Genomic DNA, 22,520 nt, shown 5'->3' with positions numbered 1-22,520 from the left:
CCCATTAGACTTGCGACCTCATTTGATAATAAGTCTCATTAAATAATCGATAGCGTAACTCAAGGGGAACCCATGCAACGTTTTTCTCGCACGGCGCTTGTCAGCGCCATGGCACTCGCAACCGCCGGCACCAGCCTCTCCGCCTTGGCCCAGCAGCAACTGGACAACATCGTGGTTTCCGCCAGTGGTTTCGAGCAGGCAATGGTCGAGGCACCCGCCAGTATTTCGGTCATTACTCGGGAAGAGTTGCAACGCAAGCGGATCACCAGCATTGCCGATGCCCTTCGCGACGTGGAAGGCGTGGACGTGGGCGGGTCCGTGGGGAAAACCGGAGGGCGCAACATCAGCATGCGCGGCATGCCTAGCGACTATACCCTGGTGTTGATCGATGGCCGTCGCCAGAACACCCCCGGCAGCGTTACCCCCAACGGCTTCGGTGAAACGTCCACCAGCTTCTTCCCACCGGTTTTAAGCATCGAGCGCATCGAGGTGATCCGCGGCCCGATGTCCACGTTATACGGTTCCGATGCCATGGGCGGGGTGATCAATATCATCACCCGCAAGGTGGATCACGACTGGACGGGCTCCATCAATGTGGAAAACACCTTCAATCAGCATGATGAGTACGGCGATAGTCGGGCCGTCAGTCTCTATACCAGTGGTCCCCTGGTGGAAGATCGCCTGGGTCTTCAGTTGCGTGGCCGGTTTTACGAGCGAGACGCTTCAGAGCTCGAGTACACAACCGCTGACGGTGAGCCCCTCGAAGTCAGCAAGCGCGGCCCCAGCCCCGTGGAAGGCGACACTTACAATCTAGGTGGACGCCTGACCCTTACCCCCAATGCCGACCACGAATTATGGCTGGATGGGGAGGTCAATCGCCAACGTTACAACAACGACGAATGCCAGCTGGGCACCCTCGAGGGCAAGACACGCAGTTGCCAGGATGATCCCGGTGCGGCGAACGGCTACGCCGATGAACTGCGCTTCGAGCGCCAACAGGTGGCCATCGGCCATACCGGTTATTTTTCCGCCGGGACGCTTGAATCCAGCTTGATGCGCAACACCACCGAAACCAAGGGACGTACCCTTCCCGGCACCATGGGCGAAGCTTACGAAGGTTTTCCCAATTTGATCGGCGGCGCACCGCGTGAACTGGAAACCACCAATGACGTTCTGGATAGCAAATTCGTGATGCCGCTGGGCGATCATGTGACCACCGTGGGCGGTCAATGGGCCGATGCCGATCTGGATGACGGCCTGGCAACGGAAACGTTCAGCCAGACCACCTGGGCGTTGTTCGCCGAAGACGAATGGATGCTGCGCGACGACCTGGCGCTGACCCTGGGCGCTCGCTATGACCACCATGACGCCTTCGGCAGCCAGGTAAGCCCCCGCGCCTACCTGGTATGGAACACCACGGAACAATGGACACTTAAAGGCGGCGTGAGCCGTGGCTACAAGACGCCTTCCTTGAATGGCCTGCATGACGGCATCAATGGCGTGACCGGCCAGGGCACGATTCTCACTATCGGCAACCCCGACCTGCAACCGGAGACCAGCACCAGCAGCGAATTCGGGATGCATTACGACAACCAGGCCGGTTTCATGGCCAGTGCCACCCTGTTCCATAACCGTTTCGACGACAAGATCGCCGGCGGCAACGACATTGTGGTCGAGAATGACCCTCTGATGCCCGATGGCACCTACTCCCAAGAGGTCAACATCGATGAAGCGGTCACGCGCGGCGTGGAACTCTCGACAGGTTACCAGCTGGCTGCGGACTGGCGTCTGAATGCCAACTACACCTATACCGACAGCGAACAAAGGAGCGGCGAAAACGAAGGAGAACCACTCACCGACACGCCAGAACATGCGGTCAATGCCACCCTGCGCTGGCAGACAACGCCCAAACTCGACACCTGGCTGTCGGCGGAATATCGCAGCGAGCGTTATCGCAACCGGGAGAGTGTGCGCGGCGCGCCTTCCTACGACGACCTGGGTGACTTCAAGGCCTACGAACTCTTTCACCTGGGCGGTAATTACCAGGTTTCCGACGCCCTGAGCGTAAGCGCCCGTATCTCCAACCTGCTGGACAAGGACTTCGTCGATTACCGCGCCTATGGAAACGGCTCAAGCTATGGCAACGTCTATACCAATAGCGAGGAAGGCCGACGCCTCTGGCTCTCGGCGCGCTACGAATTCTAGAGGCGTTATTTTTCCAGGAAATGGATATTTCTAGAAGCTACCTGACACCAAGCGCTCTCTAAAGCGGATATAGTTTGAATCAGCATAGTTTGAATCAGTTTACTGTTGTTTGCCCCGACACGAGTCGGGGCCTTTTATATTTAACGCGAATTATTTTCATTAAGATTAAGCTATGCGACACTTGCACATCCTCCCAGATGCTTTCATGAGGTCTTTCTTGAGTACCTATTACGACTGCCATGCATGATCTTGACGAACTGGTCGCCTTTGCTGCGGTAATGGAATCTGGCAGCCTGACCCACAGCGCCCGGGCACTGGGGTTGGCCAAGTCCACGCTCAGCCGGCGCATCAGCCAGCTGGAAGCTCGCCTGGGCCAACCGCTGCTGCGGCGTCAGGCCAACCGCCTGCTGCCTACCGAAGCCGGGCATCTGTTCCATAGCTATTGCCATCAGATACTCGAACTTGCCGAACAGAGCCAGACGGCGCTGGAAACCCTGCGCCAGGATGTCAGCGGTGACCTGAAAATCAGCGTACATAGTGCCTTGGCACCTGCATGGCTCATTCCCCAGGCCTACAAATTCATGGACCGCTACCCCGGTGTCAATCTGTTGCTGCATCCCTGCGAGACGCCCCCGCAAAGTCCTGCCATCCACAGCATCACATTGTGGCTGGGCGAACTGCCCGACACCGGTCTGCATCATGAAACGCTGGGCTGGTTGACGCGTGGTTTGTATGCTCACCCCGACTACCTAAGCCGCCATGGCCGCCCCAGGCATCCCCGCGACCTGACACACCATGCCTGGATCGACCTGCTGGGCGACACCGCAAGCGGCGTGGTGTTGCAGCATGCCGAACACGGCCATTTCCACTTTTTACCTCCAGCGTCACGACTCAAGGTGAACCAGGATACGTTGCATAACGATGCCATCGCCCGCGGACGGGGGCTGGGCATTATTCCCGACTGGCTAGCCGGTCAACGCGAGACCGCATACCCCGGCTGCCTGCAACGTTGTTTGCCCGGCTGGTCGGCTCGCGCCTTGCCCGTATCGTTGCTCTACGCCTACGGCCATCAACCGCGCAAGATTTCCGCTTTTCTTTCCCTATTGCGTGACGCCATTCCGCTAGCCTGGCAAAACACAGGGCCAATCAGTGAGAAAAGCAAGGCGACGCAGGTAGCGGCCTCTTCCACAGCGCAACCGACCTCATTGGTTCAGACGTCTATTGCATCCGGCATTGCTCACTGCTCACAATAGCGGTCTTTTTTTCAAGGACGCAGCATGCTTGCCGAACTGTTTGCCGTGATGGCGCCCGTGCTCGCCGGTGCCGGGCTGGGGTTTTCCTGGATTCGCCTGGGCCACCCCTACCCGGTGGAATTCGTCACGCGATTGGTATTCAACATCGGCACCCCGGCGCTGGTACTGGCGTCGCTTTCCGGTGCGGAAATCGATGCCGAGAGCTTCGGTCGAACCATGCTGGCAACCGCCCTGGTGATCATCTCCATGGCCGCCGCCACCTTTCTGGTCGCCCGCCTGCTACGCCGCGAATGGCGAGTGCTGCTGGCGCCCATGATGTACCCCAACACAGGCAACATGGGGTTGCCGGTGGTGCTTTACGCCTTCGGGAGTGCCGGCTTTGCCTATGGCATTACCATCATGGTGACCGTCGCGCTGTTCCAGTTCACTCTGGGCACGGTGCTTACCAGCCGCGGCAACCCGTTCAAGGCACTGGCCAAAACGCCCACCGTTTATGCGATTGCCATTGCCATGGGTCTGCTTCTGACCGATACCACCTTGCCCCTGTGGCTGGCCAATAGCGTGGACTTGATGTCGGGATTCACCGTGCCCTTGATGCTGATTACCCTGGGGGTGTCGTTGGCCAGCATTCAGGTCAGAAGTTTGCGTTCCGGGGTCGGTTTCAGCATGGTACGCATTCCTCTGGCGGCAACCATCGCCTGGTTGATCGGTGGCTGGGTGGGTCTGCCGCCCTTGGCTCAAGGCATATTGGTGCTGCAAATGAGCATGCCGGTAGCCGTGTTCAACTATTTATTTGCCCAGCGCGCCGGGCGTGAGCCGGCCTACGTTGCAAGCCTGGTGTTCTGTTCCACTTTATTGGCCCTGATCTACCTGCCTATTCTATTGGCGCTTTTGATGTAGGTAACTCAACCTTTGGTTTTGAATCTCTCTGCTAGACTCAAGTGAATTTCTAGAGACCTTCAAAACCGGGAGCCAGCCATGCCTGCGGTGCCTCTCTCGTTACGCTTCGCTTATCCGTGGCCTAAAACCGTGTCGGTATCAGTGGCAGTTAGCGCGCTGTTGTCCAGCGGTTTGCTATCAGCTGCCGAAGTGATCGAACCCCAGCTAACCACTAAGCTTCTGGAGCTTCGCCTGGAGCGCGTCGCCGATGACCTGGAGCACCCCTGGGCGCTGGCCTTTCTTCCCGACGGCCATTTTCTGATCAGCGAGCGCCCGGGTCGCCTGACCCTGGTAACAGAAGACGGTGAAAAGACCGCTATCCAAGGCCTGCCCACGGTCAATAGCCTAGGCCAGGGCGGCCTGCTGGATATCGCTCTGCATCCACGCTTCGGCGAAGGCGAGCAAAACGACTGGCTCTACTTTACCTGGAGCAAAGCCGTCAACAGCGGCACCCTTACTGCGCTTTCCCGCGCCCGGCTGGGCGATGATCAGCTGGACGATGAACGATTGAGTGAGCCTGAGTTGCTGTTCGAACAGCAACGGGCGGCCGGCACACGCCACCATTATGGTTCACGCCTAGCCTGGTTGCCCGATAACACCCTACTGATGAGTATCGGGGATCGCGGCAATGACCAGCGAGCCCAAGACGCTTCCGATTCCGCGGGTAGCGTTCTGCGGCTGACCGACACCGGCGAGATCCCCGACGACAATCCGTTTACTCAAGACCCTCGGACACTGGATGCCATCTATACGCTGGGGCACCGCAATATTCAGGGCATGGTGGTCACCGATGAGGGGCAGGCCTGGGTGAGTGAACACGGCCCCCTGGGCGGAGACGAGATCAACCTGCTCAAAGCCGGAGAAAACTATGGCTGGCCGGAGGTTAGCCTGGGGTTGGATTACTCCACTCGTGAACCTATCGGTGCCGACTCCCGTCCCGATATGCGCAACCCGGCGTATGTGTTCGAGGGTCGGTTTGCTCCCTCGGGCCTCACCAAGGTGACAAGTGAAGCCTTTGCCCCCTGGCAAGACAACTTGCTGGCGGGCGGTCTACGTAGTGAACAACTCAAAAGACTGGTGGTCGAATACGCCGAAATCTCCGAAAGCGAAGTGATTCTTGATGGTGAAATCGGACGTATTCGGGATGTGCGCCAAGGTCCCGATGGCGCCATTTATCTGCTCACCGATCACTTCTCAGGGGGACTCTATCGCTTACGTCCTGCTGAGTAGAATCGATATTTGCCAAGCGCCCCAGTTCGAAACACTATCGTGAGGAAGACGCGTGTGAATCACAAGGAATGGGCTGCCACTCCCGATGCCACTTACTTTCATGGTCTCGCGGGGACAAGCAATGCGATGCAAATGCTGTTTCATGATGCCGCCCGACTGGCCAAGAGCGACGCCCCCGTCTTGATCCTGGGGGAAAGCGGGACCGGCAAGGAATTGCTCGCACGTGCCATTCATACGGAAAGCTTCCGTCATAACCGCGACTTCATCGCCGTCAACTGCGCCAGCATCCCTGCTGAATTGATGGAAAGCGAATTCTTTGGTCACCTGAAGGGCGCTTTCACCGGTGCCCATGAGTCTCGTAAAGGGCTTTTTCAGATGGCACAGGGCGGAAGTCTGTTTCTGGATGAAATCGGCGAAATGCCCTCCAATCTACAGGCCAAGTTGCTGCGGGCCCTTCAGGAAAAGACCATACGGCCGGTGGGCAGCGAACGCGAAGAACCAATTGATGTACGTATCATTGCTGCGACACACCGCGACCTGGAAAAGGAAATTCTCGAAAACAATTTTCGCAGTGACCTTTTCTATCGCCTGGAAACGTTTTCCTTGCGCATTCCCCCCTTGCGTGAGCGTGCCAACGATATCGAGCATCTCGTGTTCGCGCTGATCGAAAAGCACACCGAACTCCAGGACAAGGCGCTGGCACAGGTGGAACCGGAAGCACTCAATGCATTGCTGGATTACTCCTACCCCGGCAACGTCCGTGAATTGGAAAACGCCATCATGCGTGCCGTCACTCTGAGTGAGGAGGGCATTCTACGTCACCGGCACTTGCCGGAACGCTTGCGCGCTCATCCAGGCCCCCTTACCCCAGGCCTCGATCCAGTCGATGGGGACGTGCTGCCGGACACGCAGCTTCCGCCTTCTTCTTGCACGGGCTGGCCAAGCCTCCAGGAAATCGAAAAGCGCTATATTTACAAGGTGCTTGAGGCCACCGGCGGTAACAAGCGACGTACGGCTGAAATGCTGGGAATCGCTCGACGCACCCTCTACCGGCGTCTGGAAGAAGACTGACGGGACCCGCTTTAAAAAGCCCCCGCTAGCGCGGGGGAATGAATGATGTGCTGCATGATTCAACCGCAGGGAACAGACAGCTGAAATCAACACACCATCATTGGGCCATTCATTCTCGCCTTCCTTATTCCTTCGTCACTCCTGCATGGCTTATTTCTGAGCCATGGTTCTGACTCTAAGCCTCAATTTTCCGGGGACGACTACATCTGTTCATCATCCTCGGGGTTATTCATCTCGTCATTCATCGGCTCCTGAGAGCTTTCAGCCTCTTCTTGCGGAGAAATCATGTCGTCTTCCTGGGGAGGTGCTACCTCTTCTTGCACGGGTGCGGGTGCCGTCTGGGGTGGAGCTGGGTCTTCAACCGGGGGAATGTCTTCATCATCATTGCCGCAACCCGCCACTAACAGCACGGTAGCGAACGCTGCCATCATCAAAAATGGCAAACGAATTGTTTTCTTATGGCCCTTGGGGGTTGCTGTTTGGCGCTCAGCATCCATTGGCAATTTCTCCTTATCCTGACAGGTTTTCTTCCTTTCAAGCTGCTTTTCTTTCATCGCTAATCTCCTATCATGGCGCATGCCAAAACCCAACCCACCTGCAAAAAGTTATAAAAAATCAATAACTTAAATATAGGAAAATAAAAGTACAGCCAAGTTTTTCCGCACGCGAAATGGCTAGAAATGACACATGCGCCCCTGTGCCTGGCTGAAACGTGTCATTTTGGCCGGAAAGAAGACAGGTCTCTTACCAGCCATGTATAATAATTTTTTGTTATTAAATAAGCTTAATTTGATACTTTGATTATATATAACTGAACCGAAAGGCACTGCTGATGGATGAGACACGTAACGTCAAGATTCAGGTGCGCGGCTTGAGCAAGGTATTCGGCAAACAACCGAAGAAAGCCTTGGAGCTTCGCCACCAAGGAGCCAAACGCTCTGAAATACTGGAAAAGACCGGACAGACACTGGGCCTTTACGACATCAACTTTGATGTCTATGAAGGTGAGCTCCTTGTTATCATGGGATTATCCGGTTCTGGAAAATCCACCTTGATCCGTTGTCTCAATCGCTTGATAGACGCCTCCGAAGGGGAAATCATCATCGATGGCGAAAACATTCCCACCCTAGGCGAAAAAGCCTTGCTCGAATGTCGCCGTCGGCACTTTTCCATGGTGTTTCAGAATTTCGCGCTATTTCCGCACCGTACGGTGCAACAAAACGCCGAATTCGGGCTCGAGATTCGCGGTGTGGGTAAAACCGAGCGCTACGACATCGCCCGCAGCTCGCTCAAGCAAGTCGGCCTGGATGGCTGGGAAGATGCTTATCCCAACCAGCTTTCCGGCGGTATGCAGCAGCGTGTAGGCCTGGCTCGCGCCCTGGCCAACGATGCCAGTGTGCTGCTGATGGATGAAGCCTTCTCCGCGCTTGACCCGCTGATCCGAAAGGAAATGCAGGAAGAACTGATCCAGCTGCAGAATAAAATGCGCAAGACCACGGTCTTCATAACTCACGACCTCGATGAAGCCCTGAACATCGGTGATCGCATCGTTCTTCTCAAGGACGGTGAAGTCGTGCAGATCGGCACCCCCGAAGAAATCCTGACTCGGCCTGCCGATGACTACGTGCGTCGCTTCATTGAAGGGGTCGATCGTTCACGCATTCTCACTGCGGAAAGTGCCATGCGCCCCGTGCATGCAACCGCACGCAGCGGCGATGGCCCACGTACCGCTCTGCGCAAGATGCGTGAACATGGTCTGGACTCCATTTACGTCACCGATCGTGACCGCAAGCTGCTGGGGCTACTGGAAGCCGATACCGCCAGCAAGGCCGCCGAAAACAATGCTGACAGTATCAGCGACTACCTGATTCAGGATTTTCGCAGCGTCCGTTCGGAAGAACCCATGCACAATCTTTTCGCCATGTTTTCCGACAGGAGCTTTCCTATCGCCGTGGTCGATGAGGAAAATCATTTGCTGGGAGTGGTCGTCAAAGGCGCCGTTCTGGATGAATTGGCACGCGCAGGAGAACAATAATGGAAATTCCACGTATTCCGTTGGGTAGTTGGATCGAAGGTGGTCTCACTTGGTTGACCACTGAATATTCCTCGGTGACCCGGGCAATTTCACGTGTCACCCAGACCGGTATCGAAGTCCTCAATGACGCCTTGATGTGGCTACCCGAATGGGCGCTGATGGCACTCATCGCCGTGCTCTGCTGGAGAGTGGCCAGTGTTCGCCTGGGTATCGGTGCCGTATTGGGACTGGCGGTCATCTGGAACCTGGGGCTGTGGGACCCGATGATCGAGACACTCACCCTGGTGGTCATCGCTACACTGGTGGCGATCGTCATGGCATTACCGGTAGGCATTGCCGCTGCCCTTTCCAGTCGCCTGTACCGCGTCATCATGCCAGTGCTTGATTTCATGCAGACCATGCCGGCCTTCGTCTACTTGATTCCCGCAATTCCCTTTTTCGGGATCGGCTCGGTATCGGCAATTTTCGCCACCGTGATCTTTTCCATGCCGCCGGCGATCCGTTTCACCACGCTGGGGATTCGCCAGGTTCCGGTGGAACTCATCGAGGCTGCTGACGCTTATGGCGCCACGCGTAGCCAGAAACTCTTCAAGGTTCAGCTACCGCTTTCCCTGCCCACCATGATGGCGGGCATCAACCAGACCATCATGCTCGCCCTTTCCATGGTGGTTATCGCTGCCATGATCGGTGCTGATGGTTTGGGTAGCGAAGTATGGCGGGCCATTCAGCGCCTGCGCCCCGGCGATGGGTTCGAAGCGGGGATTGCCGTGGTGATTCTTGCCATGCTGCTGGACCGCTTGACTCAATCGCTGCGTCGCACACGCAAGTAAGCCGTTTTAGCAGAACATTACAGCGTAACGTTGAGGGGGAAACTTGCACAGACCCCCTCACCTTCCTCATGCTGTACAAGTAAGCATCAAGTAATTTTCATCGAAAAAGGAACGAGAATGCAAAAACATACCCTGAGTCGTCGCGTCCGTTTAGCCTCACTGGCCATGCTCGCAGGTAGCGGACTTGCTGCCGGCGGTCTGGCTCAAGCCGATGACCACGGCCCGATAAACCTCGCCTATGTTGAATGGTCCTCTGAAGTCGCCTCCACCAATGTGGTCCGTGTGGTGCTTGAACAAGCCGGCTACGAAGTGGATATGACCTCCTTATCCGCCGCCGCCATGTGGCAGGCTCTATCCACCAGCGATGCCGACGCCATCGTGGCTGCCTGGCTGCCCACCACTCACGCCGATTACATGGAGCGTGTTGGTGATGAAGTCGAAGACCTAGGTGCGAACCTCGACGGTACCAAGCTCGGTCTGGTGGTTCCCGCTTACAGCGAAGCCAACTCCATTGCCGACCTGAACGACCATGCCGACAGCTTCAACAACGAGATCATCGGTATCGACCCCGGTGCCGGACTGATGAGCCTGTCCGAAGACGTCGTGGATACCTATGACCTTGAGCTGCGCCTGCGTAGTGGCAGCGGTGCCACCATGACCGCGGCATTGTCTTCAGCCATTGCTAACGAAGAAGACGTGGCGGTCACCGGCTGGACACCCCACTGGAAATTCGCGCGTTTTGATCTGAAATATCTCGAAGACCCGGAAAATGTCTACGGGGGCGCCGAGCAGATTCACACCGTCGTGCGCCAAGGCCTGCAAGACGACATGCCGAAAGCCTATGCCATTCTGGATGCATTTGAATGGACACCGGAGCAGATGGGCGAAGTCATGCTGATGAACCAGCAAGACGATAGCGACCCCTATGAAAACGCCAAGCAATGGGTCGAAGACAATCCAGAGCTAGTGAACGAGTGGCTGGAAAGCTAAACCCAGCGTCGAGTTCTCCAGCAGGGGGGCATTATGCCCCCCTGCTGTGTTTTTGCACGTTGACACTGGCCGACAAACGTTAAAGGCTTTCCAGGCACGGATTGCGTTTTTACCATAGTGTTTATAGAACCGAGTTTATAGAGCTGTTTCTATAACCCCGGTTCTATAGACTCATGCATATAAAAACGCGCTTGGCGAAATCCTTCAGAGTTGTTTCGAGATAATGGCAAGGAGACCCTTCATGTTCAATACCATCATGGTACCGGTGGACCTGGCACACATTGAAACGCTGGAACCGGCATTGGCGGTAACCGCCGACATGGCCAAGCATCACAATGCCAGGATTTGCTATGTGGGCATTACCGCCATCACGCCAGGTTCAGTTGCTAGAACGCCCGAAGAATACGAGCAGAAACTGAACGCCTTTGCCGAGAAACGTAAAGAAGTTCACGGCCAGCCCGTCAGCGTCAAGGTGTACGCATCGGCAGACCCCACGGCGGATCTGGATGATCTGCTAATAAAGGCGACCAAGGAAGTCCAGGCTGATCTGGTGGTGATGGCGACCCATCCACCCCGCCACCTGGATGCTCTCATACCCTCTCACGGGGGCAAAGTAGCGACGCATACCCAAGCATCGGTGTTCCTGGTACGCCCCACCGACGCCCAGGATTGATATCGGCGCGCGTTGACTCGCTTAGGCGCTACGCCTGACCCTCACCCCACACCCAAGGAGGCCTCTTCGTGGCTACTATTCCTGATGACAAGAGTCCTGATGACAAGACTCCCTCGGAGGCAGCTCCCTCCGAAGGCATTCCGGCCCCGGAGGGGGCCGCGAACCTGATTGATACCGACTATGTGATCGGACAGGACAACATCACCGCATCCCCCCTGGGGATCAACGTGGATCTGCACGGCAAGGTCTTCCTCTTCTCCTCGATCGTGATCCTGCTGTTCGTGATCCTGACGCTTGCGCTGCAGGATCAGATGGAGCCGATCTTCAACAGCATGTTTAGCTTCCTGACCACCAACCTGGGCTGGTTTTTCCTGCTCGGCGCCAACGTCTTCGCGCTCCTGGCGCTGGTGCTGATCTTCACGCCCCTGGGCAAGGTGCGCATCGGCGGTGCTGATGCCACGCCGGACTTCGGCTACCTGGGCTGGTTCTCGATGCTGTTCGCCGCCGGCATGGGCATCGGGCTGATGTTCTACGGTGTGGCGGAGCCCTTGGGCCACTATGGCACCGCCATGGGCGGTATCAGCGTGGGCGAAGATGGCGTGCGCACTGACTGGGCCCCGCTGGGTGCTGCCGCAGGGGATCAGGCCGGCGCCATCGACCTGAGCATGGCTGCCACTATCTTCCACTGGGGCTTTCACCCTTGGGGTGCCTACGCCATTGTGGGCCTGTCGCTGGCGATCTTCTCCTTCAACAAGGGCCTGCCGCTGACCATGCGCTCGATCTTCTACCCCATCCTGGGCGAGCGCATCTGGGGATGGCCGGGACACGTGATCGACATCCTGGCGGTATTTGCCACCCTGTTTGGCCTGACTACCTCGCTGGGCATCGGCGCCACACAGGCGGCCGGGGGTCTCGAGTATCTGTTCGGCATCCCCGCCAACGACACCACCCTGGTGCTGCTGATCCTGGGGATTACCCTCGTGGCCCTGGGCTCGATCATGCTCGGTGTCGACAAGGGCGTGCAACGTCTATCGCAAATCAACATGGTGCTCGCTGCCCTACTGCTGGGCTTCGTTATCATCGTAGGCCCGACACTGATGATCGCTACGGGCGTGGTCGATAATCTGGTCGGCTACGTGACCCACCTGCCAGCGCTCTCCATGCCGTTCGGACGTGAAGATGCCAACTTCAGCCAGGGCTGGACGGCCTTCTACTGGGCCTGGTGGATTGCCTGGTCGCCCTTCGTCGGCATGTTCATTGCTCGCGTCAGCCGGGGCCGCACCGTGCGTGAGTTCCTGATCTCGGTGCTGCTGATCCCGACCCTGGCCTCGGTGGTGTGGATGACCGCTTTCGGTACTACGGCCATCGACCAGGTGGTCAATTCCGGGATCACCGAGGTTCAGGATGCTGCCCTCGAGCTGCAGCTCTTCACCATGCTGGAGTACCTGCCGCTGAGCGCCATTACCTCATTCATCGGCATCGTGCTGGTGATCGTGTTCTTCATTACCTCGTCGGATTCCGGCTCGCTGGTGATCGACTCCATCACCGCCGGCGGCAAGGTAGACGCCCCCAAGCCCCAGCGTATTTTCTGGGCGCTGATCGAGGGTGCCCTCGCCATCGCCTTGCTGCTCGGTGGCGGTCTCGCCGCCCTGCAGACAGCCGCCCTCACCACCGGGTTGCCCTTCACCTTGGTGCTGCTGGTCGGCTGCTACGCCATCGTCAAGGGACTGATGAGCGAGCCACGCAGCGGAAAACCAGAACCGCGCAAGGCTAAAACGGTGTGAATGAATAGATAGATAAGCACAAAGCCGAAAAACGAAACGGGCAGCCAAGTGGCTGCCCGTTTCGTTTCTGCCGCCCCAAGGTCAGCACCACAGTGCACGCAACGGCGTATCGCGATGATAATGCGTGGCAATCTGGGCTTGTAGCAACTCCGCCGTCGCCAGTGCATCGACCAGGGCATGATGGCCCTGGTACGCCGGCAAGCCATAGCGTTCACGGCTGGGCTGCAAGCGAATCGGCACTGGAGGGCGCCCTAACCAACGCTTGAAACGCGCCCACATGGACTGCCGATGACGCCGTGCTTCCAGCGACATGGTATCGATCATGGGAAACATGAGGCTCTCGCCACGGCGTGCCTTGACGGCCTCATTGAGAAAAGGACGTTCGATATGTCGAAAATGCACCACGACGATACGCCCCGCCAAACGCTCCAGCAGTTCATCGAGAATTGCGTCCAGATCCGGGGCCTGAGCGATTTCCGAGTGGGTAATATGGTGATAGGCAATCGAGCTTTCGACCAGGACACGAGGCGGTTTCACCACCCAGTATCGCCGCTGTGAAACGCGAATCCGATCCAGGGTGAAGGGCACCACTCCCAGGCTGACAATCGCATGGTGACGTTCATCCAGGCCGGTGGTTTCCATATCCAGCGCCACCATCGGCACGTCCTTGATGGGCGTATCGGGAGCTGGTAACGGCGTGGCAAAGAAGCTTGCCAAGGCGCCATCTCGAGCCTGGTCGGCACGCTGCGACATATAGCCTGGCCAATCCGCCAAGCGTTGTGTTGAACGAATTCTGAGCATTATTGAGCTCGCCGGTTGGCCGGCATCGGATAGCGAAACTTGAGAAACTTTTGCGCATTGCTCAATACCTGAAAGGCATCCTTGAGCGTATGACGTTCGGCGTCTGCGACATTTTCGGGTTCAATGTTGTTATCCGGCATTCGTTCTTCCTGCAAATCGATTGCTTGATGACGGATACGCGACATGCACATGAATTCCAGCGCATAGCGTAGTTTGTCCGCAGCACCCGGCGCCAGAAGTTGCGTCTCGGCGATATCATCCAGGCGCTGAAAGGAGTTCTGAGCTCGCGAGCCCGCCGCCATGGCATGCACCCGAATCACATCCACCATGGGCGCCGTACCTCGGCGCTTGAGATTGATCGAATTGTTATGCTTGCCGTCCTTTTCCATCACAAAGGTGCGAAAAAACCCTAAGGGCGGCGTTCGATTGAGCGCATTACGCGCCATGGCAGCGAGAAACAAGGGGCGCTGAGGGGCCTTTTCAGCAACCAGATCCTGGAGTTGCTCGACATAGAGCTCTTCGCCATCCACGGAGTCAAGATCAAAGAATATCGAGCTATGCAGCAAGCGCTCGGGCGTCGGGTTGTCCATCCAGTCATTGAAATATGCCTTCCAGATACGCAGCGGTTGACGCCATTGACGATTGGTCGCCATCACATCGCCCTTGCAGTAGGTGTAGCCACAGGCCGCCAGCCCATCGCTGACGTACTTGGCCAAGGCCAGAAAATAGCTGTCATGCTGCTCGGGAACAAACTCATCCGATAACACCAGAGCGTTGTCCTGATCGGTGACAATGCTCTGTTCGTTGCGCGCCATGGAGCCATTGACCATGAAGCAATAAGGCACCGGTGGCGGGCCTAGCTCATCTTCGGCCAACTCCAGCAAACGCCGCGTGAAGCCTCGGCCGATGGTGGATAAGGCACTTCCCACCATGTGCGAATTGGCCCCTTCTTCCACCATCCGTACAAAGGCTGCGCGTACATCCGATGCCAGACGCTCCAGACCTTCTACACTTGACTGGCTAAAGATATTGCCCACCAGATAGAGCCCGCTCTGGGTTTCGTAACGGATGATATCCGACAGGTGGACGATACCCACCGGACGCCGGCGATAGAGCACCGGCAGATGATGCACGTTATTGCGCAACATGGTGAGCATCGCTTCATAGACTGATTCGTCAGATTGAATGGTAATCAGCCGTGAAGAAACCACCTCACCCACCGGGGTGGAAGGCGCCAGTCCTTGTGCCACCACCCGCGCACGGAAGTCGCTATTGGTCATGATGCCGCGGATTTGCCAGGTACGCTCTTCGCCGTCGGTGAAGCGTAGCCGCGGGTCATCACCACCCTCTTCCAAGACCAGAACGGCAGACGCCTGGGCCTCGCCCATCTGGCAAGCGGCCTGCTGTACGCTGGTGGTGGTTTCGACCATGACTGGATAGCGCGAAAGCAACTTGCGTATCCGGGTGATCATCATGTCGTTGTCTTTTCTTTGTTGTTCTGCGGCTGTTTCCAGACGCGGCCTTTCCAGTTCGACGAAATCAGCGAAGTTATCATCCTCCGCACAGAGTGTCTGAAATACCTCATCCGGGATGAAATAGATCAAGGTATCTTCGATGGCCTTGGCTGGAAAACTCACTCTGTGACTACGCAACAAGCTGAAATGGCCGAAAATATCGCCCTCACCCAGACGATTGTAGAGTTCGCCCTTGCGCCGATACACTTCGACGGCGCCACTACGGATGTAACATAGATCCGTCACCGGCTGGTCGAAAAGCAGGATGTCACTGCCGGCTTTAAAGTAGCTGATCTCGACATGCGTCGCGATCAGGTCCAGAAGGTCATCCGACAGGGCATCGAAAGGGGGAAATTTGCCCATATGTTGACGTATATCGAGAAGTTCCACGTCCATGCTACCTCCTGGTCCTGCATTCAATAAGACTCTTCATGCTTGCTAACGGCAAGTGAGCCAGTGTGGAATGCCATGCTTGGGGCGTAAAGTCATCAGCGCAGGAAATTGCTTATAAAAAAAGCCACCCATGGGTGGCTTTTTATGCTTGCGCCACCAGCAATGTTCGATGGCGCATATTTCGCTAATCAAGCGAAATCTGGCAATATAGATCAGGTCTCAGCTGCCATTTACTCAGCTGCCATTTCCTGAACACGTTGCATCATTTCCGGGTCCTGCTGGATCGCTTGGCCGATGGCATTGAAAGTATCAACATCCAGACCGCTATTTTCCACGACTCCGATCATTTTGTCGTTGGCTTCAGCACGAACTTCCTGTTGATCGGCTTCGTCTTCTGCACCATGTAGACGCTCAGTGTATTCTTGGGAAATCACTGCGATTTCCTGAGATGCATCGGCAAATTGTTGCAACTGCTGATCAGAAAAATCCTGCGCTATCGGGGCGGACTGCTGGGTTGTCGCAGGGTCCTGAGCGGGATCCTGCTGAGCGTGGGCTGTAGCCGTCATAAAACCGGCGGCCAGAAGAGCGGCTGAAAACAGTGCAGTTATCCGTTTCATGAAAAAACCTCTACATAGTGAGTGTTGAATTGCCCCCCTGTGACGCGTGTTGGGCAGGCAGGTTCCTTTTTTTGTGTAAAAAAACGCAAGATGTTGAAACCATACTGAAACATAACTCCGATTAATTACCGCAGTTTGATAGAAGCGAGAAATACAACATCATGTCAAAAAGCGTAGCGACACACACTGCCACCTCCCTGGGACTGGCCGCCATGCCGGTGGTCTTTGTATTGTTATGGAGCACGGGATTCATTGGCGCCAAGTTCGGCTTGCCATACGCTGAGCCCTTTACTTTTCTGTTCGTGCGTTTTGTATTGACGCTCGCCTTGTTGCTACCAATAGTGTTGTTGATGCGTATTTCCTGGCCTCAAGGAGCCAAGCTATGGGCGCATATCGGCGTCTCGGGGCTTTTGGTGCATGGCACCTACTTAGGCGGCGTTTTTTATGGCATTTACCTAGGCATGCCGGCGGGGCTGGCTTCTCTTTTAGTGGGCTTACAGCCGCTTCTGACGGCCGCCTGTGCCGGACCCTTGCTCAACGAACGGCTGACTTCACGCCAATGGCTGGGGCTGGGGTTGGGGCTTTTAGGCATTACACTGGTGCTGGGCAGCAAGCTTGAACTGGGCGAATCGTTGTTCCAGGGATTCGGGATGGGCGCTCTGTTCAGTGTGCTGGCGGCCTTGGCCGGAATTTCGCTGGGCACGCTTTATCAGAAACGTTTTTGCACCACCATGCCGCTACTTTCCGGCGCCGTGATTCAGTACGTTGCCGCTGGCCTGTTACTTGGCTTGGGGGCCCTGCTTTTTGAAACCCGGCAAATCGATTGGACGCCGACCTTCATTCTCACACTTGGCTGGTTGGTGTTGATTCTCTCGATAGCCGCCATCCTGCTGTTGATGGCACTGATCAAGCGAGGAGAGGCTTCACGCGTCGCCAGCCTGTTTTATCTGGTACCCCCAGTGACCGCTCTTCAAGCCTGGTGGTTATTTGACGAGCGTCTACCGCTACTCGGCTTAGGTGGTATGGCAGTGGCTATCATCGGTGTAGTATTAGTGGTGCATAAAGGTAAGAATACTTCATCGCGCCGTTAACTCAATTTACGTCAGGATAAGTGTCACAAATGCGAGACCATTCCAATTGCGCGCGTGTTGCAGGCCACTGCAATCGCTGTGATAAGCCGGTGCCGTTTGCCTTTACCATGGCATTTCAGCCCATCGTTGATGTGCATCAGAAACGTATTGTTTATTACGAGGCGCTAGTTCGTGGCCTGAATGGCGAATCCGCCGGCAGCATTCTTGACCAGGTAACCGACGATTTGATGTATCGGTTCGATCAAGATTGCCGCATCAAAGCCATCGAACTTGCCAGCCAACTCGACATGCAGGAAATACTCTCGATCAATTTCATGCCTAATGCGGTCTACGAGCCCGAGGCCTGTATTCGGGCCACCTTGGAAACGTCTCAGCGGGTAGGCTGGCCCACCCAACGGCTCAATTTCGAAATTACCGAGACCGAACGCGTCAGAGATCGTGCGCACCTGCGCAACATCATCGAAAGCTACCATGCCATGGGCTTCACCACCTCGCTGGATGATTTCGGCAATGGGTTTGCCAACCTGGATTTATTGACCGACTTGCGCCCGGACACGCTCAAGATCGACCGCGAACTGATCATGGGCTGTGACACTAACAAGCGACGCCAAGCTATCCTGCGTAGCATCGTCGTTCTGGCCGAAAATCTCGGCACCAAATTGGTGGGGGAAGGGATTGAAACCCGTGAGGAGTCGCGCTGCCTGGTGGACTTGGGAATAAATGTGCAGCAGGGTTTTTATTTTTCCCGGCCCAAGCTGGAAGCGTTGGCCACGATTGATCCGAAGAAATATCACTGAGCATGGCTGTTCCCTGAACCTGCCCCCTATTGATCCCCCGGCGTCGAGCTAACGCCCTGCTCGGCGGCATCCTCGCCTCCTTCCTCGACCATCTCGCTGGCCTGCTCTTCCTCCTCCGCAGAGGCCTTCGGCTTCGCTTGATCCTTCTTCGCGACGGCCAGTGTCGTGGTGACGGCGAAGTGGTCGGAGCCGAGCACCCTCACCCGGTCGAGGTCGATCAGATGAAATCCATCAGAGACAAACAGGTGGTCGATCGGGTATCGCCATAGCGGCAGCTCCGCATGGTAGGTGCTCAGCAGCCGTCGGCCTCGGCGCGGGTCCTTGAGGTCGCTCAGGTCAGCGAACAGCTGGGTGGTGTCGGACCACCCGACGTCATTGAAATCCCCCGTGACGATCCAGCGGTTGTCCGAGTCCTTCTGAACGTGGCGTGCGACCAGCATCAGCTCCGCGTCGCGGACCCGGCTGTCCTGACGCTCGCTCGTCTCGTCGTTACGGGTGGTCCGCCCCCGCAATCCCGGCGGGACGGGGTGGATACCGATGTACCGTACCGGCCCGATCCCCGGCACGTCCAGGGTCGCGAAGATTGATGGCCGGCGCTCGGAGACCAGGTACTTGACTTCCTGCTCCAGCAACGGAAAACGCGACCAGAGCACAATCCCCAACCCCTCGCCGCGAACCTCGCCGACCCGATATGAGTAGTGCTGATCCAACGGTGTCAGCTCCTCGGCCCAAGCGCGATCGACCTCGATCAGCAACAGAATGTCCGGATCCTCCCGCTGGACCATTGCCAGTAACTCGTCGTAGCGGTCGTTGGTATAGGTGACATTCGCGCTCAGCAGTTTAAGGGTCACCCGGGCCTCACTGGACTGAAACTCGGCGGTTGGGACCTCGGTCGGCCAGAGCGGCGTGAACGGCAGGATGTGCGACAGCTGCCATCCCACCGTCGCAAAGATCACCGCCACCCACACGGCGTGCTCTGTCCTTGGTCGATTCCACCAAGCGTGCACTGCCAGCAATACCAGTGCCGCGACCAGCGCACACGTCAACTGAAGCCGCGGAAACTCCCACAGCCTGATCCACCACTTACCGCTGGGGATCATCGGCAATACGCTCACCACCACCATCAACAGTGTCAGTACTCGGGCGGTCCAAAGAAGAAGCTTTGCAGTCATGGCACCTCATCAATCACACGGTAGCTGCTGCTATCGGGGCAGCCCCGGACGTACTTACTTCTACTGTAGACCAGCGGTACTCGGATAAGTCACAGTATTCATCAAGGATTATTCATCAAGGATTGGAGAGTCGCTCCAGGTAAGCAGCACCTCCCAAGTTACGCATCTGCTGCCGAATCCACTGGCTTCGCCGTTCAACCTGATCATTCGGACGGGCGGCATTGCGGGTCCGTGGGCTGGGTAGAATCGCAGCTAGCAGGCTGGCCTGCCGTTCGTTCAATGCATCGGCGGAGACCCCGAAATAATGCTGGGCGGCAGCTTCCAGGCCAAACACGGCGTTATCCCATTCCGCCACGTTGAGATACACCTCCAGAATCCGCTGTTTACTCCAGAAAGTTTCGATCAGCAGGGTGAACCAGGCTTCCAGCCCTTTGCGTAACCAGCTTCGCCCACTCCATAGAAAGACATTCTTGGCGGTTTGCTGGCTAAGCGTACTCGCACCTCGCAACCGAGCCCCATCACGGCTCGCCTCCCAGGCACGTTTCAACTCCACCAGATCAAAGCCGTGGTGCTGAGGAAAGCGCTGGTCTTCAGCGGCAATCACCGCCAACTTGGCATTCTCCGACATCGCTTCCCAATAGCGCCACTCTCGCTTGATATCGATAGGTTCACTATGAACCCAGCTTTGAATCTTGCGCTCCACCATCACCATGGAGCCCGGTGGCGGCACCACACGAAATAACACCACCAAGACCACAGATACCAGCACAAACGCCACCACGCCACGCCATATCAGCCCCCAAGCCAGGCGAGCGAGACGACGCAGCGTGCGGATTAGCATAAAAGATTCGCCATGTCAGCGCTTGAACAAATGTTCGGCGTGATAACGAAGGTGATCCTCAATGAATGAGGCGATGAAGAAGTAGCTATGATCGTAGCCGGGCTGCCGACGCAAGGTCAGTGGGTGATCATGCTTCTCACAGACCGCTTCCAGACGCTCGGGCTTGAGTTGATCTTCAAGAAAGTCATCCGCCTCTCCCTGGTCGATGAACAGCCGTTGGCGTGAAGCGCCGTGGGCGACCAGCTCACAGGCATCGTATTGGCGCCAGCGCGAGATATCATCGCCCAAATACTCGGTAAAGGCTTTTTCTCCCCATGGGGAGGCGATGGGATTGACCACCGGTGAGAAAGCCGAGACCGAACGAAACCGGCCGGGGTGGCGCAAGGCCAGGATCAAGGCGCCATGACCGCCCATCGAATGACCACTGATGGATTCCCGACCATTGACTGGAAAGTGCTGGCGTACGACCGAGGGCAGTTCCTCGATCACGTAATCGTACATCCGGTAGTGTTTTTTCCAAGGCTCTTCGCTGGCATTGACGTAGAACCCCGCGCCGGAGCCCAGGTCGTAACTCTCATGCTCGCCGGGCAGGTCCGTACCCCTTGGGCTGGTATCCGGGCAGACGATCGCGATACCCAGCTCCGCCGCCATTCGCTGCGCGCCGGCTTTCTGCATGAAATTTTCATCCGTGCAGGTAAGCCCGGAAAGCCACCACAACAAGGGCACCCGTTCATTTTCCGCCTGAGGCGGTAGATAGACCGCAAACACCATCTCGCAATCCAAGGCACGGGAATAATGGCGGTAACGCTTGTGCCACCCTCCAAAGCTGCGATTGGCCGACACCAATTCCAATGTTTCACTCATGCTCATGAGGGGCTCCTTGTGATAGCGATTCGATCATGCTGGGTGTTTATTCATCATCATACCGGACTTCAATAATGCAGCACGGTTCGAATGCTCTTGCCTGCGTGGAGTAGCTCAAATGCCTCATTGATCATTTCGAAAGGCATATCCTGAGTAATGAACTCGTCGATCTTGAGTTCACCGTTCATGTAACGGTCGACATAACCCGGCAGTTCACTTCTGCCCTTCACGCCGCCAAAGGCCGAGCCTTTCCAGACACGCCCGGTGACCAATTGAAAAGGCCGCGTGGAAATTTCCTCACCGGCACCGGCCACCCCGATGATGATGGATTCTCCCCAACCCTTGTGACAACACTCCAGCGCCGAGCGCATGACGTTCACATTGCCGATACACTCGAAGGAGTAGTCAACGCCGCCATCGGTCAAGTCCACGATCACTTCTTGAATCGGTGCGGCATGGTCCTTGGGATTGACGAAATCCGTGGCCCCGAACTGCCTGGCCAGCTCGAACTTGTCGGGGTTGATGTCGATGGCGATGATACGGGATGCCTTGGCCATCTGGGCGCCCTGGATCACTGCCAGACCGATGGCACCCAGACCAAAAACAGCCACTGTAGCGCCCGGTTCGACCTTGGCGGTATTGAGCACCGCGCCAATGCCCGTGGTGACGCCACACCCCAACAGACAGATCTTGTCCATCGGGGCCTCTTTTGACACCACCGCCAGTGACACTTCCGGCAACACGGTGTATTCGCTGAACGTGGAGGTACCCATGTAATGGTGCAACGGCTTGCCTTCCAGCGAAAAGCGGCTGGTGCCATCGGGCATCACGCCTTTGCCCTGGGTCGCTCGCACAGCGCTGCACAGGTTGGTCTTGCCGGAGAGGCAGAATTTACACTTACCACATTCAGCGGTATACAGCGGAATCACATGGTCACCCGGCTTGACGCTGACCACCCCTTCCCCGACTTCTTCGACTACCCCGGCGCCTTCATGGCCGAGTACCGCAGGAAAGTTACCCTCCGGGTCCGCTCCGGACAGCGTAAAGGCATCGGTGTGACACACACTGGTCGCCACCATTCGCACCAATACCTCACCGGCTTTTGGCCCTTCTACATCGATCTCGGCAAGCTCGAGCGGTTTACCGGCGCTTAACGCCACGGCAGCACGTGATTTCATGAAGCTCTCCTACAATTGGCTCTGGCTCCAACAGGACGGCAGCCCCGTCTGGTGGAGCAGTGATTTTCATTGAATCAGATATTTAGCAGTGTACGCCAGCGACGAGGCGGGTTGAAGCATCTACATTCAGTATGGATATTGGCAATTCGTGAATGCCCAGTGCGCGGGCTGAAAAGTCGCGCTATACTTAACATTCGACAATGGATGTATTGTGTCGCCAAGCGCCATTTGATAACAAGGTA

Annotated in this window: 19 protein-coding genes and 1 pseudogene; 12 read left to right on the top strand and 8 right to left on the bottom strand. The window is 56.6% G+C overall.

Annotated elements, in window-relative coordinates:
• Positions 1-72 precede the first annotated feature (72 nt).
• From DU506_RS03795 to DU506_RS03775, 5 genes and pseudogenes are all read left to right on the top strand, one after another.
• Positions 73-2,205 (top strand): TonB-dependent receptor domain-containing protein, encoded by a 2,133-nt coding sequence (locus DU506_RS03795; RefSeq protein ID WP_114485623.1) that lies wholly within the window; start codon positions 73-75, stop codon positions 2,203-2,205.
• Positions 2,206-2,444: 239 nt separating this feature from the next.
• Positions 2,445-3,458, top strand: a complete 1,014-nt coding sequence (locus tag DU506_RS03790; RefSeq protein WP_114485622.1) for a LysR family transcriptional regulator — start codon at positions 2,445-2,447, stop codon at positions 3,456-3,458.
• A 24-nt stretch (positions 3,459-3,482) separates the two neighbouring features.
• Positions 3,483-4,358: an AEC family transporter gene (locus DU506_RS03785; RefSeq protein WP_114485621.1), complete on the top strand. Its 876-nt coding sequence runs from the start codon at positions 3,483-3,485 to the stop codon at positions 4,356-4,358.
• A 78-nt stretch (positions 4,359-4,436) separates the two neighbouring features.
• The gene (locus DU506_RS03780; RefSeq protein WP_114485620.1) at positions 4,437-5,627 is read left to right on the top strand and encodes a PQQ-dependent sugar dehydrogenase; all 1,191 of its coding nucleotides are present in this window, start codon (positions 4,437-4,439) and stop codon (positions 5,625-5,627) included.
• A gap of 84 nt (positions 5,628-5,711) precedes the next feature.
• Positions 5,712-6,698: pseudogene (locus DU506_RS03775) on the top strand (sigma-54 interaction domain-containing protein); the annotation flags it as partial.
• 200 nt (positions 6,699-6,898) lie between these two features.
• Here DU506_RS03775 and DU506_RS03770 read toward each other — a convergent pair.
• Positions 6,899-7,252, bottom strand: coding sequence for a hypothetical protein (locus tag DU506_RS03770; protein ID WP_114485619.1), 354 nt, complete (start codon positions 7,250-7,252; stop codon positions 6,899-6,901).
• Between the two features lie 278 nt (positions 7,253-7,530).
• On the opposite strand from DU506_RS03770, the gene DU506_RS03765 reads away from it, so the two are divergent.
• The 5 genes from DU506_RS03765 (at position 7,531) to DU506_RS03745 (ending at position 13,010) form a co-directional block, all read left to right on the top strand.
• Complete coding sequence (locus tag DU506_RS03765) at positions 7,531-8,733, top strand: quaternary amine ABC transporter ATP-binding protein (protein ID WP_114485618.1); 1,203 nt, start codon at positions 7,531-7,533, stop codon at positions 8,731-8,733.
• Positions 8,733-9,563, top strand: a complete 831-nt coding sequence (locus tag DU506_RS03760) for an ABC transporter permease (RefSeq protein ID WP_114485617.1) — start codon at positions 8,733-8,735, stop codon at positions 9,561-9,563. Before DU506_RS03765 ends, DU506_RS03760 begins: the two co-directional genes overlap by 1 nt.
• Before the next feature lie 117 nt (positions 9,564-9,680).
• A complete protein-coding gene (locus DU506_RS03755; protein WP_114485616.1) occupies positions 9,681-10,553 on the top strand; it encodes a glycine betaine ABC transporter substrate-binding protein in 873 nt (290 codons plus the stop codon).
• Positions 10,554-10,794: 241 nt separating this feature from the next.
• Entirely contained in the window at positions 10,795-11,226 is a 432-nt protein-coding gene (locus DU506_RS03750) for a universal stress protein (RefSeq protein WP_114485615.1), read from the top strand.
• A gap of 68 nt (positions 11,227-11,294) precedes the next feature.
• A complete protein-coding gene (locus tag DU506_RS03745; RefSeq protein WP_235825425.1) occupies positions 11,295-13,010 on the top strand; it encodes a BCCT family transporter in 1,716 nt (571 codons plus the stop codon).
• An 81-nt stretch (positions 13,011-13,091) separates the two neighbouring features.
• Here the strand turns inward: DU506_RS03745 and DU506_RS03740 are convergent, their stop codons facing one another.
• The 3 genes from DU506_RS03740 to DU506_RS03730 all read right to left on the bottom strand — a co-directional run bounded on the left by DU506_RS03740 (position 13,092) and on the right by DU506_RS03730 (position 16,335).
• Positions 13,092-13,811, bottom strand: a complete 720-nt coding sequence (locus DU506_RS03740) for a 3'-5' exonuclease (protein WP_114485614.1) — start codon at positions 13,809-13,811, stop codon at positions 13,092-13,094.
• The gene (locus tag DU506_RS03735; RefSeq protein ID WP_114485613.1) at positions 13,811-15,721 is read right to left on the bottom strand and encodes a DUF294 nucleotidyltransferase-like domain-containing protein; all 1,911 of its coding nucleotides are present in this window, start codon (positions 15,719-15,721) and stop codon (positions 13,811-13,813) included. Before DU506_RS03735 ends, DU506_RS03740 begins: the two co-directional genes overlap by 1 nt.
• Positions 15,722-15,948: 227 nt before the next feature.
• Positions 15,949-16,335 carry a DUF4168 domain-containing protein gene (locus tag DU506_RS03730; RefSeq protein ID WP_114485612.1) on the bottom strand — a complete coding sequence of 129 codons (387 nt, stop codon included), beginning with the start codon at positions 16,333-16,335 and terminating at the stop codon, positions 15,949-15,951.
• 161 nt (positions 16,336-16,496) lie between these two features.
• Between DU506_RS03730 and DU506_RS03725 the strand changes: the two genes are divergently transcribed.
• Both DU506_RS03725 and DU506_RS03720 read left to right on the top strand, forming a co-directional pair.
• Positions 16,497-17,426, top strand: coding sequence for a DMT family transporter (locus DU506_RS03725; protein WP_114485611.1), 930 nt, complete (start codon positions 16,497-16,499; stop codon positions 17,424-17,426).
• A 29-nt stretch (positions 17,427-17,455) separates the two neighbouring features.
• Complete coding sequence (locus DU506_RS03720) at positions 17,456-18,223, top strand: EAL domain-containing protein (RefSeq protein ID WP_235825424.1); 768 nt, start codon at positions 17,456-17,458, stop codon at positions 18,221-18,223.
• 26 nt (positions 18,224-18,249) lie between these two features.
• On the opposite strand, the gene DU506_RS03715 is transcribed toward DU506_RS03720, so the two are convergent.
• The 4 genes from DU506_RS03715 to DU506_RS03700 all read right to left on the bottom strand — a co-directional run bounded on the left by DU506_RS03715 (position 18,250) and on the right by DU506_RS03700 (position 22,278).
• The gene (locus DU506_RS03715; protein ID WP_114485610.1) at positions 18,250-19,395 is read right to left on the bottom strand and encodes an endonuclease/exonuclease/phosphatase family protein; all 1,146 of its coding nucleotides are present in this window, start codon (positions 19,393-19,395) and stop codon (positions 18,250-18,252) included.
• Between the two features lie 115 nt (positions 19,396-19,510).
• Positions 19,511-20,236: a monofunctional biosynthetic peptidoglycan transglycosylase gene (mtgA, locus tag DU506_RS03710; protein ID WP_114485609.1), complete on the bottom strand. Its 726-nt coding sequence runs from the start codon at positions 20,234-20,236 to the stop codon at positions 19,511-19,513.
• 15 nt (positions 20,237-20,251) lie between these two features.
• Positions 20,252-21,106 (bottom strand): S-formylglutathione hydrolase, encoded by an 855-nt coding sequence (fghA, locus tag DU506_RS03705; protein WP_114485608.1) that lies wholly within the window; start codon positions 21,104-21,106, stop codon positions 20,252-20,254.
• 62 nt (positions 21,107-21,168) lie between these two features.
• The gene (locus DU506_RS03700) at positions 21,169-22,278 is read right to left on the bottom strand and encodes an S-(hydroxymethyl)glutathione dehydrogenase/class III alcohol dehydrogenase (RefSeq protein WP_114485607.1); all 1,110 of its coding nucleotides are present in this window, start codon (positions 22,276-22,278) and stop codon (positions 21,169-21,171) included.
• Between the last annotated feature and the right edge of the window lie 242 nt (positions 22,279-22,520).

Origin of the sequence: Vreelandella rituensis (assembly GCF_003336665.1) — a bacterium.
GTDB lineage: Bacteria > Pseudomonadota > Gammaproteobacteria > Pseudomonadales > Halomonadaceae > Vreelandella > Vreelandella rituensis.
This window is presented reverse-complemented; position numbering and strand designations above follow the sequence as displayed.